Genomic DNA, 17282 nt, shown 5'->3' on the forward strand with positions numbered 1-17282 from the left:
GTGCTGAGATGGGAAACCTCGACGGCAAGGTCGCGGTCATCACCGGCGCGGGCCAGGGCGTCGGTCAGGGCATCGCCCTGGCCCTCGCCTCCGAGGGAGCCTCGGTGGCCGTCCTCGGGCGGACCGCGGCGAAGCTGGAAACGACGTGTGAACTGCTTCGCGAACGAGGGGTGAAGGCCGAGCCGTTCGTCCTCGACGTACTCGAAACGGACCGGATCCCCGCCGTGGTGGAGGATGTCGCCGCACGCTTCGGCTCCATCGGCATCCTGGTCAACAACGCCTACACCGGATGCTACGGACCGCTTCTGTCGCTGAGCGACGAAGAGTTCCAACGGGGCTTCAACAGCGCCCCGTTCGCGGCATTCGCCTTCATGAAGGCCGCGCATCCGTACCTGAAGCGCGACGGTGGTGGCAGTGTCATCAACCTCGTCACCTCCGCCATGGTCCGCTGGGACCTGAGCACGTACGGTGCCTACGCGGCGGCCAAGTCCGCGCTGCGCTCCCTGACCAGGACCGCCGCCAACGAATGGGGCCGCGACGGCATCCGGGTCAACGCGATCGCCCCGCACGCCGTGTCGCCCGCCTACGCGGGCTGGCAGGCCGCCCACCCGGAGGAGGCCGCCGAATTCTGCGCGTCCATTCCGCTCGGGTACGTCGGCGACTGCGAGCAGGACATCGGCCGGGCCGTGGCGATGCTGTGCGGCCCGGACGCCCGCTACCTGACGGGCGCCACGGTGCCCCTCGACGGCGGTCAGGCCAACTTCGACTGACCGTGGCGGCCCGGCCGGAGCCCTCCCGGTCAGCGGGACGGTCCGGACCGGGCCGTCCCGCCCGCGGCTAGCGTCACCACGCCGGGCGCCACGATCACCACGAACCGCGCCGCGGCCACCACAGGGCGCGCCGCGCGGCCCGCCCCCGTACCGACACCGGCAGACCCGGCCACCGGGTGAGAGGGACCGACGTTGCCACACGAGACGATTGCCGACCTGCTGCTCGCCCGGACCGGGGACGACCACCCGGGCCTGCTGACCCGTGACAGGTCCTGGACCTGGGGAGAAGTGGTCGAGGAGAGCGCGGCACGCGCCGCGTGGGCGCGGAAGCTGCGGACCGACGGACCGTTCCACATCGGCGTGCTCCTGGACAACGAACCCGAGTACATCTTCTGGCTGGGCGCCGCCGCCCTCGCCGGTGCCGCCGTCGTCGGGATCAATCCGACCCGCGGTGGCGCCGAACTGGAGCGCGAAGTGCGGCACACCGACTGCCAGTTGGTCATCACCGACCGGGCGGGTCTCGCCCTGCTGGAAGGTCTGGACGTGGGCGTGGACCGCGACCGCTTCCTCGTCATCGACACTCCGGAGTACACCTCCTGCCTTGCCGCGCACGACCGCCTTCGCGCCGCCGCCCCCGACGTCACCGCCACCACCCGGATGCTGCTGCTTCTGACCTCCGGCACCACCGGCACGTCCAAGGCGGCGATCTGCTCGCAGGGCCGGCTCGCCGCGCTCGGCGCCTCCAACAGCGCCAAGTACGACATCACCCGGCAGGACACCTGCTACTGCCCGATGCCGCTGTTCCACGGCAACGCACTGATGGCGCTCTGGGCCCCCGCCCTCAGCGCCGGCGCCACGATCGCCCTCACCCGCAAGTTCTCCGCCTCCGGATTCCTCCCCGATGTGACCCACTTCGGTGCCACCTTCTTCACCTACGTCGGCAAGGCGATCGGCTACATCCTGGCCCGCCCCGAAACCCCCGACGACGCCGACAACCGGCTGACCCACGCCTTCGGCACCGAGGCCTCGCCGGAGGACGCGACCCGCTTCCTTGACCGCTTCGGCTGTCGTCTCGTCGAGGGCTACGGTTCCAGCGAGGGCGCCGGCATGCTCAAGCGGGTCCCCGACGCGCCCACGGGCGCGCTCGGCAGGCCGGCCCGGGACGGCGTCCGCATCGTGCACCCCACGGACCGGACCACCTGCCCGCCCGCCGTACTCGACGCCTACGGACGGGTGCGCAACCCGGAGGAGGCCATCGGGGAGATCGTCGACACCGAGGGTGCCGCGCGCTTCGAGGGCTACTACAACAACGAGGCCGCGAACGCCGAACGCGTCCGGCACGGCTGGTACTGGACCGGCGACCTCGGATACGTGGACGAGGCCGGTTACTTCTACTTCGCGGGCCGCTCCGGCGACTGGATCCGCGTCGACGGCGAGAACATCTCCGCCCTGCTCACCGAACGCATCCTGCGCAGGCACCCCCGTGTCATCGCCGCCGGCGTCTTCGGCGTACCCGACCCGCGCTCCGGCGACCAGGTCATGGCCGCCGTCGAGATCGCCGAGGAGGTTCGCTTCGAGGACCTGGACCTGCCCGGCTTCCTGGAGCGCCAGGAGGACCTGGGTACCAAGGGAGCCCCCCGCTTCGTCCGCGTCTCGCACGCGCTGCCGACGACCGGCTCCAACAAGCTGCGCAAGAAGGAGATGCAGCTCGACGGCTGGCGCACCGACGACCCGGTGTACCGATGGGCCGGCCGGGGCCGGCCCGCGTACACGCCGATGACCGACGAGGACAAGGCCGCGCTGCGCGAGGAGTTCCTGGCCAACGGGCGTGCGCGATTCCTTCCCTGACGTGGCGACCGACTTCAGTGGCACCGAGCGAGGAGAACCACACATGCAACTGCGCGAGAGCGCCGCGCACCAGGAGCTGCGGCGGGAACTGCGGGCGTACTTCTCGGGCCTGATGCCCGAGGACGAACGCCGTCGCGTCGGCGAGGAGGGCGTGGGGGGCGACCGCTTCCGGGAGGTCGTCAAGAGGCTCGGTTCCGACGGCTGGCTGGGCAGCGGCTGGCCCACCGAGTACGGCGGCCAGGGCCGTTCGGTGGAGGACCAGTACGTCTTCTTCGACGAGGTCCAACGAGCCGGTCTGCCCTTCCCGTTCGTCACCGTCAACACCGTCGGGCCGACCCTGATGGCGTACGGCTCCGAGGAGCACCGCAAGCGGTTCCTGCCCGGCATCCTCTCCGGCGACATCGTCTTCGCGATCGGCTACACCGAGCCGGCGGCCGGCACCGACCTCGCCTCGCTGACCACCCGCGCGGTCCGGGACGGCGACACGTACGTCGTCGACGGCAGCAAGATCTTCACCAGCGGCGCCAACACCGCCGACTACGTGTGGCTCGCCGCCCGCACCGACCCGGAGGCCCCCAAGCACAAGGGCATCTCCATCCTCATCGTGCCCACCACCGACGACGGCTTCTCCTGGAGCCCCATCCGCACCGTCGGCGGCCTGGCCGTCACCGCGACGTACTACAGCGGAGTACGCGTCCCGGCCACCGATGTGGTCGGCGACGTAGACGGCGGCTGGCGGCTGATCACCGCCCAGCTCAACCACGAGCGCATCGGCCTCGCCGCCCTCGGCGGCCGGATGATCCAGCTGTGGGAAGGGGTCCTGGAGTGGTCCCGGGAGAACGGCACGGCCGATATCCCCTGGGTGCGGCAGGAGTTCGCGCGCACGTACGCCCGGCTGGAGGCGATGCGGCTGATGAACTGGAAGATGACGTCCGCCGTCGCCCGGAACGCGCTGACCGGAGCCGACGCGGGAGCCGCCAAGGCCTACGGAACGGAGACCCACATCGCCGTCCAGCGCGGGCTGACCCAGATCCTCGGCGCCGCCGGGCGCATCCGGCCCGAATCGCCGGGAGCCGCCCTCGCCGGGCAGATCGAACAGCTCTCCCGCCAGGGCCTTGTGAACACCTTCGGCGGCGGCGTCAACGAGATCCTGCGCGACATGGTCGCGACCCAGGGCCTCGGGCTGCCGCGCAAGGGGCGTGGCGCATGACCGGGGCCGTCGAGCAGCCGCAGCCGGGGTACGAGGAGCGGCTGCGGGCCTTCACCGGGCGCGAACTGCGGGCCACCACAACGGCGCAGGACCCGGTCAACCAGCCGATGATCCGGCACTGGGCCGAGGCGATGGGCGACACCAACCCGGTGTACACCGACGCCGAAGCGGCACGTGCCACCGGCCGCGAGGGGGTCGTCGCACCCGCGTCGATGGTCCAGGCCTGGACGATGCGCGGATACGCGGCCACGGTCGCCCCGCAGCCCGGGGGCCCGGACGGTTTCGGCGAACTGGTAGCCCTCCTCGACGAGGGGGGCTACACCTCCGTGGTGGCCACGGACTCCGAGTTCACTTTCCTGCGGGAGCTGACGCCGGGGGACCACGTCGCCGTTCGCGAGACCGTCGAGTCGGTCTCGGCGGAGAAGAGGACCGGGCTCGGCTGCGGACGGTTCGTCACCACCCTGAAGACCTACACCGATCAGCACGGCGAGACGGTCGCCACCCAGCGCTGGCGAACCCTGAGATTCCGGCCCGCGCCGGCAGAGGCCGTGCCCCCCGCCCCCGCCCTGCGCCCGCGCCCCGCCGTCAACCGGGACAACGCCTTCTTCTTCGAAGGCGCGCAACAGCACCGGCTGCTCATCCAGCGCTGCACCGCGTGCTCCGTACTGCGTCACCCTCCGGGGCCGTGCTGCCCCGAGTGCGGCTCCCTGGAGTGGGACACCGTGGAGGCCGGCGGGCACGGTCACGTCTACAGCTTCGTCGTGAACCACCATCCGCGGCACCCCGCGTTCGACTCGCCGTATCTCGTCGCCGTCGTCGAACTCGCCGAAGGCACCCGGCTCATCACCAACCTGACCGGCATCGCCCCCGACGAGGTCACCATCGGCATGCCCGTGGTCCTCGACTGGCTCGACGCCGACCCCGATCTGACCCTGCCGGTGTTCCGGCCCGCCCCGACGGAGGCGCCCTGATGGATTTCTCCCTGGGAGAAGAGCTCGAAGCGGTCCGTGACCTGGCACGGGAGATCTTCTCCGACCGTGTCACGCCCGAGCGGCTGCGCGAGGTGGAGACCTCGGCGGGCCGCGTGGACGAACGGCTGTGGGCGGACCTCGCCACCGCCGGGCTGCTCGCTGCCGTCCTGCCCGAACAGGACGGCGGAGCGGGACTCGGCATGGCCGGGCTCTGCGTCCTCCTGGAGGAACAGGGGCGGCGCGTGGCCCCGTTGCCGCTGTGGCCCGCGCTGACCGGCGCGCTCACCGTCGCCGCGTACGGCACCGGAGCCCAGAGGTCGACGCTGCTGCCGGACCTCATGGACGGTACGAACCGGCTGACCGTCGCCCTGGAGGAGTTCGGCCCCGCCGAGCCCCTGACGCCCCGCACGGCCGCGGTCGCCGACGGACCGGACTGGCGCCTCACCGGGGTCAAGGCCGTGGTGCCCGCGCCCGCCGGTGCCCGCCACGTCCTGGTGACCGCCGCGACCGGTACCGGGCCGGGACTCTTCCTCGTCGCCTCGGACGCCACCGGTGTGAGCTGGGAGTACGCGGAGACCACCAGCCACGACATGAGTGCCCACCTCACCCTGGACGGCGCCCCGGCGGAGGCCGTCGGCACGCCGGGCGAGGGGGCCGCCGCCCATCTCGTACGGATCGCCTTCGTCGCTTTGGCCGCCGTCCAGGCCGGTGTGGCCGACGGGGCGCTGGGGCACGCGGCCGGGCACCTGCGCGAGCGCGAGCAGTTCGGCCGTCCGCTCGCCACCTTCCAGGCCGTGCAGCACCAGCTCGCCGACTGCTACATCGACATCGAGGCGATGCGGGTCACGCTGTGGCAGGCGGTGGACGCACTGGCGGAGCCCTTCGACGCGGAGAGCGCCGACCGGGCGGCGCTGGTCGCCAAGTGGTGGGCCACCGAAGGGGGCCTGAACACCGTCCACCGGGTCCAGCACGTGCACGGCGGCATCGGCGTCGACACCGACTACCCGGTGCACCGCCATTTCCTGTGGGGCAAGCAGATCTCCACCACCCTGGGCGGCGCGGGTGCCGACCTCGAACGCCTCGGAACCCTTCTCGCCGGTGCGGCGGTGACCTCATGACCCTGCCGCCGGGTGCCCTCCCGCCCTCACGTACCTACGCGTCGGTGGCCGTCGGCGAGGTACTCCCCGAGCTGCCGATCCCGGTCACCCGCACCTTGATCGTCGCCACCGCCCTCGCGAGCCGGGACTACCAGGACGTGCACCACGACCCCGAACTGGCGCGGGAACGCGGCTCCAAGGACATCTTCATGAACATCCTGACCAGCAACGGTCTCGTCGACCGGTACGTCACCGGCTGGGCCGGCCCGGCAGCCGTCGTCAAGGCCATCCGGATCCGGCTCGGCGCCCCCAACCACCCGGGCGACACCATGGTGTTCACCGGCACGGTGACCGCGAAGTCGGACGCCGACCACCGCGTCGAGATCGCGGTCACGGGCGCCAACAGCCTGGGTGCCCATGTCACCGGGAGCGTCTCGGTACAGCTGTCTGGGGAGGACCGATGAGCATCGTCCCGCTGTCCGGGGCCGCGGCGGTGGCCGGGATCGGAGCCACCGAGTTCTCCAAGAGCTCCGGGCGCAGCGAACTCCAGCTCGCCTGCGAGGCGGTGCTCGCCGCTGTCGCGGACGCGGGCCTGAAACCGTCCGACGTGGACGGTCTTGTCACCTTCACGGCGGAGACCAACGCGGAGAACCACGTGGCCCGCAACACGGGCATGGGCGACCTGACGTTCTTCTCCCGTATCGGTTACGGCGGCGGAGCCGGCTGCGCCACCGTGCAACAGGCGGCCATGGCCGTGGCCACCGGGGTCGCCGACGTGGTCGTCTGCTATCGGGCGTTCAACGAACGCTCCGGCGAGCGCTACGGGCTGGGGCAGGCGGCCCGCCCCATGGACACCACCGCCGACCGGGCGGCGTACGCCTGGATGACCCCCTTCGGGCTGAGCACCCCCGCCCAGTGGGTGGCGATGTTCGCCCGGCGCTATCTGCACGAATACGGCGCCACCACCGACGACTTCGGCCGGGTCGCCGTCGTCGACCGCAAGCACGCGGCGAACAACCCGGCCGCCTGGTTCCAAGGCCGTCCCATCACCCTCCAGGACCACCGGGACTCCCGCTGGATCGCCGAACCGCTGCGGCTGCTGGACTGCTGCCAGGAGACCGACGGCGGCCAGGCCCTGGTGGTCGTCTCCGCGGAACGCGCGCGCGACCTTCCGCACCCGCCCGCGATGATCCGCTCCGCGGCCCAGGGGCTCGGCGCCGACCAGCACATGATGACCAGCTACTACCGGCCGACGATCACCGGCATTCCCGAAATGGGGCTGGTCGGACGGCAGTTGTACGCGCAGAGCGGCCTCGGTCCGGACGATATCGACGCGGCCGTGCTCTACGACCACTTCACCCCTCTGGTCCTGCCGCAATTGGAGGAACTGGGCTTCTGCAAGCCCGGCGAGGCGAAGGACTTCATCGCCGACGGCCACCTGGAGCTCGGCGGCCGGCTGCCCTTCAACACCCACGGCGGGCAGCTCGGCGAGGCGTATCTGCACGGCATGAACGGCATCGCCGAGGGGGTCCGGCTGGTCCGCGGCACCTCGGTGAACCAGCCGGACAAGGCCGACCACGTCATGGTCACCGCCGGCACCGGGGTGCCCACCAGCGGACTGATCCTGGGAGCCGACCGATGACCGCGTCGCCGTGGGAGGGCCGTGAACTCGGCACCCGTACCGTCTCCTGGACCGAGCGGGACGCGATCCTGTACGCGCTCGCGGTCGGCGCCCCCGCCGACCGGCTCGACCTCGTGTACGAGGAGCGGCTGCGGGTGCTGCCCACCTTCGCGCTGACCCTGGCCCAGTGGGCGCCCGACGCGCTCGGCGCACTCGGCGCCTTCGATGTCACCACTGCCGTGCACGGCAGCCAACACCTCGTGGTGCACGGCCTGTTGGCGGCATCCGGTGAGCTGACCACCACCGCACGGGTCTCCGCGGTCCGGGACAAGGGGGCAGCCGCCGTCTTCGACGTGGAGGTGTCCTGCGAACGCTTCACGGCCACCTGGTCCATCTTCGCACCGGGCTGCGGAGGCTTCGGCGGCGAACGCGGCCCGTCCGCCCCGCGCCGCCCGGACCGGCCGGCCGAACACGCCCTCACCGTCTCCACGCACGACCGGCAGGCGGCCCTCTACCGGCTGCTCGGCGACCGGCACGCCATGCACATCGACCCCGAGGCGGCGAAGGCGGCCGGGATGGACCGGCCGTTCCTGCACGGGCTGTGCACGCTCGCCGCGAGCCTGCTGCCCCTGGCCGACAGCCTGGGCGCGCACCCGGCCGAACTGGTGGAGCTGGAAGCCCGGTTCGCCGCACCGGCCTTCCCCGGCGACCGGCTCGACCTGGCCGGCTGGACCGACACCCCCGGCCCGGACGGCCCCGGTGACCGTGCCGTGCGCTTCGAGGCGACGGCCGGCGACGGCCGTGCGGTGCTCACCGGCGGCCGCGCTCGATTCCGCACCACCACCCCCGACCGGACGGAGAACCCCGATGCTTGAACCCGCGCAGCGCGCCGAAGCCGCCGCGGAGCTGTGGGCCGCCCAGTGCGACCGCAGCCCGGTCGAGCCGCTCACCACCACCTGGCCGGGCATCGACGCGAGCGACGCCTACGGGATCCAGCTGATCAACATCCGCCGGCAACTGGCCGAGGGCCGTACCGTCCACGGACACAAGGTCGGCCTGTCCTCGAAGGTCATGCAGCAGATGATGGGCGTCGACGAGCCGGACTACGGTCATCTGCTCTCCGACATGGTGCTGGCCGAGGAGACCCCCGTCGAGGCGGACCGCTACTGCTGTCCGCGGATCGAGGTCGAGATCGGCTACGTACTCGGCCGGAGTCTCCCGGGGGAGGGGTGCACCACCGAGGATGTCCTCGCGGCCACCGAGTACGTCGTCCCGAGCCTCGAACTCATCGACAGCCGGATCAAGGACTGGCGGATCGGGCTCGCCGACACCATCGCCGACAACGCCTCGTCCGCCGGGGTGATCCTCGGCTCCGCCCGGGTACGGCCGGCCGACCTGAACCCGGCCGACATCGAGGCGGTCCTGTACCGGGACGGTGCGGAGATCGCCCGGGGCAACACCAGCGCCGTGCTCGGCGACCCCACCGAGGCCGTCGCGTGGCTGGCCCGCAAGGTCGCGTCCTTCGGGGTGAGGCTGGAAGCCGGTCACGTGATCCTGCCGGGGTCGTGCACCAAGGCCGTCGACGTGAAGCCGGGGGAGTCCTACCGGGCCGACTTCGAAGGTCTCGGGTCCGTCTCCGTCGACTTCGTCCACTCAACGGGACACCACCCGGCCCGGAACTGAAATCAATACTAGTTTCGTGTGTGTGGCGCACCCCGGCGGCAGTTCCCCGGGGTGCGCCCGCGTATCCAGCGGATCGACGGAACACGGAATGAGGCAGCATGAGCGCGACGCACACCCCCTCGGCGAAGACCCTTCAGGGGCGCACCGCCGTCGTCACGGGTGCAGGAGCGGGGCTCGGCCGCGCCGAGGCACTGGCACTCGCGGCGCTCGGCGCCAATGTGGTGGTGAACGACATCGGCCCGGCCGCCGACGATGTGGCCGCGGAGATCAAGTCTCTCGGCACGGGGGCCGTGGCGGTGACCGGCGATGTCGGCGACTGGTCCATGGGCGACCGCCTGGTCGAGGCCGCCGTGGAGAGCTTCGGCAGCCTGGACATCGTCGTCAACAACGCGGGCGTCCTCCGCGACAAGATGCTGTTCAACCTCACCGAGTCCGACTGGGACGACGTCCTGCGGATCCACCTCAAGGGGCACGCCGCGGTCTCCCGCGCCGCGGCCGTCCACTGGCGCGCGGCGAGCAAGGCCTCCGGCGCCCCGGTCTACGGCCGCGTGATCAACACCTCGTCCGAGGCCTTCCTGTTCGGGGCGCCCGGCCAGCCGAACTACTCCGCCGCCAAGGCCGGCATCGTCGCGCTGACCCTCGCCACCTCGCAGGGCCTGGCCCGCTACGGCGTACGCGCCAACGCGATCTGCCCCCGGGCCCGCACCGCTATGACGGCCGAGGCCTTCGGTGCGGGCTCGACCGCACCGGGAGGCCTCGACATCATGGCCCCCGAGCGCGTCGCCACTCTCGTCGGGCACCTGGCGTCACCGGCCGCCGACGAGATCAGCGGGCAGGTCTTCGTCGTCTACGGCGACATGGTCGCGCTGCTCGCCCCGCCCACCGTGGAGCAGAAGTTCACCGCCGCGGACGGCACCTTCACCCCGGCCGAACTCGACGAGCAGCTGACGACGTACTTCCGCGGCCGTGACCCGCACCGGACGTACGCCGCCTACAGCGTCGCCGGACTCGACACGACGGGGACGCAGCAGACCCGCTGAAGCGATGAGCGTGCCCGCCGCCCGGCCGGCCCCACCGTGACCGGGGTCAGCCGGCGTCCGTCTCCGGGGCGAGCAGGAGATGGCACGCCATCCGCAGATCGGCGTCGGCCTCCTGCGGGGTGAGCCGCTCGTTGAGCCGCGACTGCAGCACCCCGTACCAGAGCAGGATCAGCAGCCGCAGACGGGTGATGTGGTGGTCCGTGGGCTCCTCCACACCCCAGGCCCGCACCAGCAGATCGATGAACCCCGAGTCGATCCGCGCCAGGTCCGGGACCGTCGAGGCACGGGCCGCGTTCGCCGACTGGATCATCGCCGTGGCGAGGGCCGGCCTGCGCAGCAGATTGCGTGTCGCGCTGCCCAGCGTCTCGAAGACGGCGTCCTCGGGCGAGGTGCCTGTCGGGCGTTCGGGCACCCGGGCCGCGAATCCCTCGATCTGGTCGGCCATCAACGCGGTGAACAGATGGGTCTTCGACGGGAAGTACCGGTACAGGGTGGCAATGGCGACGCCGGCCGACTTGGCGACCTCCTGCATCTGCACCCGTTCGAGTCCCGTCGTGGCGGCGATGTCCGCCGCCACCTTCAGGATGCTCTGACGGCGTGCGCGCTGCCGGGGCGAACTGGGCTCGGCCCCGGCCCTGGCCTCGGCGATTCTGGGCACGCGCTCTCTCCCGGAGCTCGGTGGTGTCTACAGCTGTACAGACAATACGCCGGGCCCGGCCACGCGTCAGGTGCGCTCGCCCCGGCATGCGGCCGGCGAGGCCGGTGCCCCGGATGCCACTCACCCCGCAGTACCGCTCAGCGGGACCGGACCCGCTGACCCCGGCCCCGAACGGGTCTGCTGAGGGTGCACACCACCGAGCGGCAGGAGGGGTCATCCCATGCAGGACGGCCGGCAGGACTGGGACGCCACCCACGACGTGATCGTCGTCGGATCCGGGGCGGGAGCGATGACCGGGGCCCTGGTGGCCGCGGGCGACGGCCTCGACACCGTCGTGCTGGAACGGACGGCGTTGCTCGGCGGCACCTCCGCGTACTCCGGAGCCGCCTGCTGGCTGCCCGGGACCCAGGTGCAGGAACGCGCCGGGCTCGGCGACTCCACCGAAGCGGCCGACACCTATCTGCGAGCCCTCACGGGCGATTCCGAAGCGGCGCGCAGGGAGGCGTTCCTGCGCCACGCTCCCGAACTGGTGGCCCGGCTGGAGCGCGACCCGGCGATCGATTTCGAGTGGCGTGCCTTCCCCGACTACGTCGCCGCCCCCGGCCGGATGGACGCCGGCCGCTCCTTCGTACCCCTGGACCTGGACCCGGAGCTGCTCGGCGAGCTCCTGACCCTGGTACGTCCGACGATCGACCGGGACCGTGCGGGACAGGGCCACCCCGCCGGCGCACCGCTGACCGCGGGCCGCGCCCTGATCGGCCGCCTCCTGCTCGCGGCCACCCGCACCGGCAACGCGCTCGTCCGCACCGGGCACCACGTCACCGCTCTCGTCACCGAGGACGGCCGGGTCACCGGCGTCGAGGCACGCACACCGCACGGCACGGTCCGGATACGGGCACGCCGCGGCGTGCTTCTGGCCGCCGGCGGCTTCGAGGGCGACGACGCCCTGCGTACCGAGCACAACGTGCCCGGCGGGGCCGCCTGGAGCATGGCGCCCCGCGGCACCAACACCGGAGAGCTGCTCGGCGCAGCCGTCGCGGCCGGTGCCGCCACCGGCCTCATGGGCGAGGCATGGTGGTGCCCGGGGACCGAGCTCCCGGACGGTTCGGCCGCGTTCACCCTCGGTCTGCGCGGCGGCCTGATGGTGGACGGCTCGGGGCGGCGGTTCGCCAACGAGTCGCTGCCGTACGACCGCATGGGCCGCGCCATCGCCGCCAACGGGGGATCGGACGCGCCCGTGCACCTGATCTTCGACTCCCGCGAGGGCGGCGCCCTGCCCGCCATCACGGTGCCTCCCGCCGACCCGGCGGACCACCTGGCGGCCGGCACCTGGGTGCGGGCGGAATCGCTGCCGGAGCTGGCCCGGCTCATCGGGGTGCCGGCCGACACCCTGGCGGACACCGTCGGCCGGTTCAACGGCTTCGCGGCCGCGGGCACCGACGAGGACCACCACCGCGGCGAGGACCCGTACGACCTGTTCTTCGCCGACCGGAAGAACGCCCCCGGCCCCAACCCGTGCCTGGTCCCGCTCGACCGGCCGCCGTACTACGCGGCCCGGGTGGTCCTCGCCGACCTCGGCACCAAGGGCGGTCTGCGCACGGACATGGACGCCCGCGTCCTGGACACCGACGGCAGCCCGCTGACCGGCCTGTACGCCGCCGGGAACACCAGCGCCTCGTTCACCGGCGGCGTATATCCCGGCCCAGGCGTCCCGATCGGCACCGCCATGGTCTTCGCCTCCCTCGCCGTCCGGCACATGGCCGGGCAGCCCGCCGAAGCCGTCTGAGGAGGGCTTTGCGGGCATCCCGGCCAGTGGGATGCCCGGGGCGCGTCCCCGGAGCGGCGCTCTACGGTCGCGGCACCGCTCCGTCCGGCACACGAGAGGCACGCGATGATCGACAAGAATCTGTACGGGCCCTGGGCGGTCGTCGCCGGCGGCTCCGAAGGGGTCGGCGCCTCGTTCGCCGACCAGCTCGCCGACGCCGGGATCAACCTGGTGCTCATCGCCCGCAAGCCGGGCCCCCTGAACGAGACCGCCGACAAGGTGCGCGCCAAGGGCGTCGAGGTCCGCACACTCGAACTGGACCTGCTCGACCCCGGGGCCCTGGCCGCGGTCCGCGCGGTCACCGACGGTCTGGAGGTCGGTCTGCTGATCTTCAACGCGGGAGCCAACAGCTACGGCCACGAGTTCGTCACCGGCGACCTGACCCGCGTCCAGGGCGTCCTCGACCTCAACATCACCGCGCAGCTTGCCCTCACCCACCACTTCGGCGCGCTGATGAAGGAGCGCGGCCGGGGCGGCATCATGCTGGTCGGCTCGCTCTCCGGATACCTCGGCCAGGCGCAGATCAGCATCTACTCGGCGGCCAAGGCCTTCAGCCGGGTCTTCGCCGAGGGGCTGTGGCTGGAACTGCGGCCGCACGGTGTGCACGTCCTGGAGCTCGTCCTCGGAGTGACCCGGACCCCCGCCATGGAGCGCGCCGGGCTGCGCATGGACCTGCCCGGTCTGCGGGTCGCGGAACCGGACGACGTCGCCCGGGAAGGGCTGGAACACCTCGCCGACGGCCCTGTTCTGGTCGCCGGCGGCAATGCGGCGGCCGCGCAGAAGCGCAGCGGATTCCCCCGGGCGGATCTCGCTCTCGCCGCACACGAAGCATCCAAGAAGATGCTGCCACCGTCGTCTTGACGGCATGTCAGATTCTGTCCGCGCTGGCCGACCGCCCCCTCCCGGAGAGCAGATGAGCGAAACCGAGCACCCTCTCACCCTTCCCGGCGCCCTCGCCCTCGCCGCGAGCCGGCACCCCGACAGGGAAGCGGTCGTCGACGGTGAGGTACGGCTGACCTGGAGCCGGCTGCACGCAGCGGTACGGGCGGCAGTGAAGTCGCTCCTTGCGCTCGGCATCCGGCCGGGCGACCGGATCGCCGTCTGGGCGCCCAACAGCCACCGCTGGATCGTCGCGGCACTCGCCGCCACGTCGGCGGGTGCGGTCCTGGTCCCCGTCAACACCCGCTACAAGGGCGCCGAGGCGCGCCTGCTCCTGCAACGCAGCAGTGCACGGCTGCTGTTCGTCGAGAACGGCTTCCTCGGCAAGGACTACGTGTCCATGCTGACCACCGGGGACGAGGGCGCTGCGGAGCCCCGGCCGGCCGCGCTGGAAGAGGTGGTGACCCTCGATGCCACCACCCCGCCCGGCACCCTGCCCTGGGAGGAGTTCCTCGGACGCGGCGCACACGTCCCGGACGCCGAGGCCACGGCCCGTACCGCCGCCGTACACCCCGACGACCCCTCCGACCTGCTCTTCACCTCGGGTACGACGGGCCGCCCCAAGGGCGCCCTGACCACGCACCGGCAGAACCTCGCCACCTACTGGGCCTGGAGCGGCCGGACCGGAGTCACCGGCGACGACCGCTACCTCGTCATCAACCCGATGTTCCACTGCTTCGGCTACAAGGCCGGCGTACTCGCCTGCCTGCTGCGCGGCGCCACGATGGTGCTGCAGCCGGTGTTCGACGTGGACCGGGCCCTGCGCGCCGTCGAGGCCGAGCGGATCACCGTACTGCCCGGCCCGCCCACGATCTACACGGAACTGCTGGACGCGCCCGGCCGGGACCGCTTCGACCTGTCGTCGCTGCGGCTGGCGGTCACCGGTGCGGCCGTCGTGCCGGTCGCCCTCGTGCGGCGGATGCGCGCCGAGCTCTTCCCCGAGGTGCTCACCGCCTACGGTCTGACCGAGACCTGCGGCACGGTCACCGTGTGCTCGGCGGACGACGACGCCGAGACCGTGGCGCTGACCGCGGGCCGTCCGATCGACGGTACCGAGGTGCTCGTCGCCGACGGCGACCGGTGTCCGCTGCCGGCCGGGCAGGACGGCCGGATCCTGGTACGCGGCTACCACGTGATGCACGGCTACCTCGACGATCCCGAAGCCACCGCGGCGGCCGTCGACGCCGACGGCTGGCTGGACACCGGCGACATCGGCCATCTCGATCCCCGCGGCAATCTGGTGATCACCGGACGGTCCAAGGAGATGTTCGTGGTCGGCGGGTTCAACGTCTATCCGGCCGAGGTCGAGCAGGTGCTCACCGGCCACGACGCCGTCGCCGAGGCCGCCGTGGTCGGAATTCCGGACGCGCGCCTCGGCGAGGTCGGACGCGCGTACGTGACGGTCCGGCCGGGCACCGGGACGGAGCCGGACGAACTCGTCGGCCACTGCCGCGAGCGGCTCGCCAATTTCAAGGTCCCCCGCGAGGTCGTCATCCTCGGGGCCCTTCCCCGCAATGCCACCGGAAAGGTGGACAAGACCGTCCTGCGGACGGTCTGACCGACACGCCTCACCGGGCGACAAGGGTATGGAGGACGGACTATGGGCAACGAGGTTCTGGAATCGGTACGCGCCCTGCTGCCGGCCATCGAGAAGCGGGCCGTCACCACGGACGAGGCACGGCGCATCCCGGACGCCACGATCCGTGAACTGTCCGGGGCCGGGGTGTTCCGGATGCTCCAGCCGACCCGGTTCGGCGGCCTGGAGAGTGATCCGGTCGACTTCTACCAGGTGGTCCGGGAGATCTCCGCCGTGTGCTGCTCCACGGGCTGGGTGGCATCCGTCCTGGGCGTCCACCCGTGGCAGCTCGGCCTGTTCCCCGAGCAGGCGCAGCACGACGTGTGGGGCGAGGACCCGGACACCCGCATCTCCTCGTCGTACGCACCCGTGGGCCGGCTCACCCCCGTCGACGGCGGCTACGAACTGGCCGGCCGGTGGAGCTTCTCCTCCGGCTGCGAGCACGCCTCCTGGGCGCTGCTGGGCGCCCTCGTCGTCGGGGCGCAGGGGCGGCCCGTGGACTTCCTCACCGTGCTGGTGCCCCGCTCCGACTACCGCATCGAAGACATGTGGGACGTGGTCGGGCTCCGCGGCACCGCCAGCAACGACGTCGTCGTCGAGACGGCGTTCGTCCCCGCGCACCGGGTGCTCCGCAACTACGAACAGGCGCAGTTGAAGGTGCCGGGTCAGCAGGTCAACCCGGGACCGCTGTACCGGCTGCCGTTCGGCGCGATCTTCACCAGCGCCGTCACCGCACCGGTGCTCGGCGCCGTTTCCGGCGGATACGGCTCGTACGTGGCGCGGATGAAGGAGCGGGTGCGGCTCAGCCTGGGCGGCGGGAACTTCGCCGAAGACCCGTTCGCCCAGGTCGCCATCGCGCGCGCCGCGTCCGACATCGACGCGACCGTGCTCCAGATGGACCGGAACATGAGCGAGCTGCTCGAACTTGCCGCCGCCGGCCAGGAGATACCGATGGAGCTGAGGCTGCGCACCCGGCGCGACCAGGTCCGGGGCACGGAACGTGCCGTCGCCGCGATCGACCTCCTCTTCAAGACCGCCGGCGGCAACGCGCTGCGGCGCGGCAACCCCGTCGAACGCGCCTGGCGCGACGCCCACGCGGGCAGCGTCCATGTCGCCAACGACGTGGAACGCGCCCTCGCGATGTACGGGCGCGGAGCGTTCGGCCTGACGGTCGAGGACAACCTGGTCTGATCGAGCGTTACGCGAAGCGGTCCCGGACCCCGGAAGGGTCCGGGACCGCTTCGCGTGCTCAGTACTGCCCGCCGGCCGACTTCGCCGCCAGGTAGCGGGCGGGGAACTCCCCGCCGCCGTGCACCGCGAGGTCCGCGCCGTTGATGTACTCGGACAGCCCGCCCGCGAGGAACAGGCAGGCGCGGGCGACATCGTCGGGGACCGCCATCCGCCCCATGGGAATGACACCCGCCACCGCCGCGCCGCCGTCCGGGCCGTAGACCGACGCGGCGCTCTCGGTGCGGATCAGCCCCGTGGTGATGTGGTTGACCCGGACCGCCGGTGCCCACTCCAGGGCCAGCGCCTTGGTGAGGGCCAGCAGGCCGGCCTTGGCGGCCGTGTAGGCCGCGGTGCCGGGCTGCGGGTCCTGGCCGGAGACGCTGCCGATGTTGATGACCGAACCGCCACCGTCCTGGGCCCTCATGATGCGGTGGGCCGCCTGGGCCACATAGAAGGGCGCGAGCAAGTTGAGCGCGACGATCTTCTCCACGAAACGCGGCGAGACGGTGGCGGCGTCGGCGTCCGGGGAGCCGCCCGCGTTGTTGACGAGTACGTCGAGCCGGCCGAAGCGATCCACCGCGGCATCCACCAGCGAGGACGCCGCCGCCGGATCGCGTACGTCGGCCGGGACGAAGACCGCCTCCCGGCCCCCGGCGGCAGGCAGGGTGTCCGGTGTGGTGCGGCCGCAGACCACCACCTCCGCCCCTGCGCCGAGAAATGCCCCGGCAATGGCGGCGCCGATGCCCTTGGTGCCGCCGGTGACCAGCACCACGTGCCCCGTGAAGTCCAGCGGGTTGCCGATGTCCATGCGTTG

16 protein-coding genes are annotated in these 17282 nt (G+C 72.1%); 14 read left to right on the forward strand and 2 right to left on the reverse strand.

What is annotated here, in order from left to right; genetic code table 11:
- The first annotated feature begins 8 nt into the window (after positions 1–8).
- From OG912_RS31035 to OG912_RS31080, 10 genes are all read left to right on the forward strand, one after another.
- Positions 9–770 carry an SDR family NAD(P)-dependent oxidoreductase gene (locus tag OG912_RS31035; RefSeq protein WP_327712191.1) on the forward strand — a complete coding sequence of 254 codons (762 nt, stop codon included), beginning with the start codon at positions 9–11 and terminating at the stop codon, positions 768–770.
- A 192-nt stretch (positions 771–962) separates the two neighbouring features.
- Complete coding sequence (locus tag OG912_RS31040) at positions 963–2618, forward strand: AMP-binding protein (protein ID WP_327712192.1); 1656 nt, start codon at positions 963–965, stop codon at positions 2616–2618.
- A gap of 43 nt (positions 2619–2661) precedes the next feature.
- Positions 2662–3828 (forward strand): acyl-CoA dehydrogenase family protein, encoded by a 1167-nt coding sequence (locus OG912_RS31045; protein ID WP_327712193.1) that lies wholly within the window; start codon positions 2662–2664, stop codon positions 3826–3828.
- Positions 3825–4799: a bifunctional MaoC family dehydratase N-terminal/OB-fold nucleic acid binding domain-containing protein gene (locus OG912_RS31050; RefSeq protein WP_327712194.1), complete on the forward strand. Its 975-nt coding sequence runs from the start codon at positions 3825–3827 to the stop codon at positions 4797–4799. The genes OG912_RS31045 and OG912_RS31050 overlap by 4 nt, the downstream gene beginning before the upstream one ends.
- Complete coding sequence (locus tag OG912_RS31055; RefSeq protein ID WP_327712195.1) at positions 4799–5917, forward strand: acyl-CoA dehydrogenase family protein; 1119 nt, start codon at positions 4799–4801, stop codon at positions 5915–5917. Before OG912_RS31050 ends, OG912_RS31055 begins: the two co-directional genes overlap by 1 nt.
- The gene (locus tag OG912_RS31060) at positions 5914–6360 is read left to right on the forward strand and encodes a MaoC family dehydratase (protein ID WP_327712196.1); all 447 of its coding nucleotides are present in this window, start codon (positions 5914–5916) and stop codon (positions 6358–6360) included. Before OG912_RS31055 ends, OG912_RS31060 begins: the two co-directional genes overlap by 4 nt.
- Positions 6357–7538 carry a lipid-transfer protein gene (locus tag OG912_RS31065; RefSeq protein WP_327712198.1) on the forward strand — a complete coding sequence of 394 codons (1182 nt, stop codon included), beginning with the start codon at positions 6357–6359 and terminating at the stop codon, positions 7536–7538. The genes OG912_RS31060 and OG912_RS31065 overlap by 4 nt, the downstream gene beginning before the upstream one ends.
- Positions 7535–8392 (forward strand): MaoC/PaaZ C-terminal domain-containing protein, encoded by an 858-nt coding sequence (locus OG912_RS31070; protein ID WP_327712200.1) that lies wholly within the window; start codon positions 7535–7537, stop codon positions 8390–8392. Before OG912_RS31065 ends, OG912_RS31070 begins: the two co-directional genes overlap by 4 nt.
- Complete coding sequence (locus OG912_RS31075; protein WP_327712201.1) at positions 8385–9200, forward strand: 2-keto-4-pentenoate hydratase; 816 nt, start codon at positions 8385–8387, stop codon at positions 9198–9200. Before OG912_RS31070 ends, OG912_RS31075 begins: the two co-directional genes overlap by 8 nt.
- A gap of 98 nt (positions 9201–9298) precedes the next feature.
- Positions 9299–10240, forward strand: a complete 942-nt coding sequence (locus OG912_RS31080; protein WP_327712203.1) for a 3-oxoacyl-ACP reductase — start codon at positions 9299–9301, stop codon at positions 10238–10240.
- A 46-nt stretch (positions 10241–10286) separates the two neighbouring features.
- On the opposite strand, the gene OG912_RS31085 is transcribed toward OG912_RS31080, so the two are convergent.
- A complete protein-coding gene (locus OG912_RS31085) occupies positions 10287–10898 on the reverse strand; it encodes a TetR family transcriptional regulator (RefSeq protein WP_327712204.1) in 612 nt (203 codons plus the stop codon).
- 220 nt (positions 10899–11118) lie between these two features.
- Here OG912_RS31085 and OG912_RS31090 point away from each other — a divergent pair, with 220 nt between their 5' ends.
- The 4 genes from OG912_RS31090 to hsaA all read left to right on the forward strand — a co-directional run bounded on the left by OG912_RS31090 (position 11119) and on the right by hsaA (position 16429).
- A complete protein-coding gene (locus OG912_RS31090) occupies positions 11119–12684 on the forward strand; it encodes an FAD-dependent oxidoreductase (RefSeq protein ID WP_327712205.1) in 1566 nt (521 codons plus the stop codon).
- Positions 12685–12789: 105 nt separating this feature from the next.
- Entirely contained in the window at positions 12790–13584 is a 795-nt protein-coding gene (locus OG912_RS31095; RefSeq protein WP_327712206.1) for an SDR family NAD(P)-dependent oxidoreductase, read from the forward strand.
- A gap of 52 nt (positions 13585–13636) precedes the next feature.
- Positions 13637–15220 (forward strand): FadD3 family acyl-CoA ligase, encoded by a 1584-nt coding sequence (locus OG912_RS31100; protein ID WP_327712207.1) that lies wholly within the window; start codon positions 13637–13639, stop codon positions 15218–15220.
- Positions 15221–15262: 42 nt separating this feature from the next.
- Positions 15263–16429, forward strand: a complete 1167-nt coding sequence (gene hsaA / locus OG912_RS31105; RefSeq protein WP_327712208.1) for a 3-hydroxy-9,10-secoandrosta-1,3,5(10)-triene-9,17-dione monooxygenase oxygenase subunit — start codon at positions 15263–15265, stop codon at positions 16427–16429.
- Between the two features lie 58 nt (positions 16430–16487).
- On the opposite strand, the gene OG912_RS31110 is transcribed toward hsaA, so the two are convergent.
- Positions 16488–17276 (reverse strand): SDR family oxidoreductase, encoded by a 789-nt coding sequence (locus OG912_RS31110; protein ID WP_327712209.1) that lies wholly within the window; start codon positions 17274–17276, stop codon positions 16488–16490.
- Between the last annotated feature and the right edge of the window lie 6 nt (positions 17277–17282).

It is taken from the genome of Streptomyces sp. NBC_00464, from assembly GCF_036013915.1.
Classification (GTDB): Bacteria; Actinomycetota; Actinomycetes; order Streptomycetales; family Streptomycetaceae; genus Streptomyces.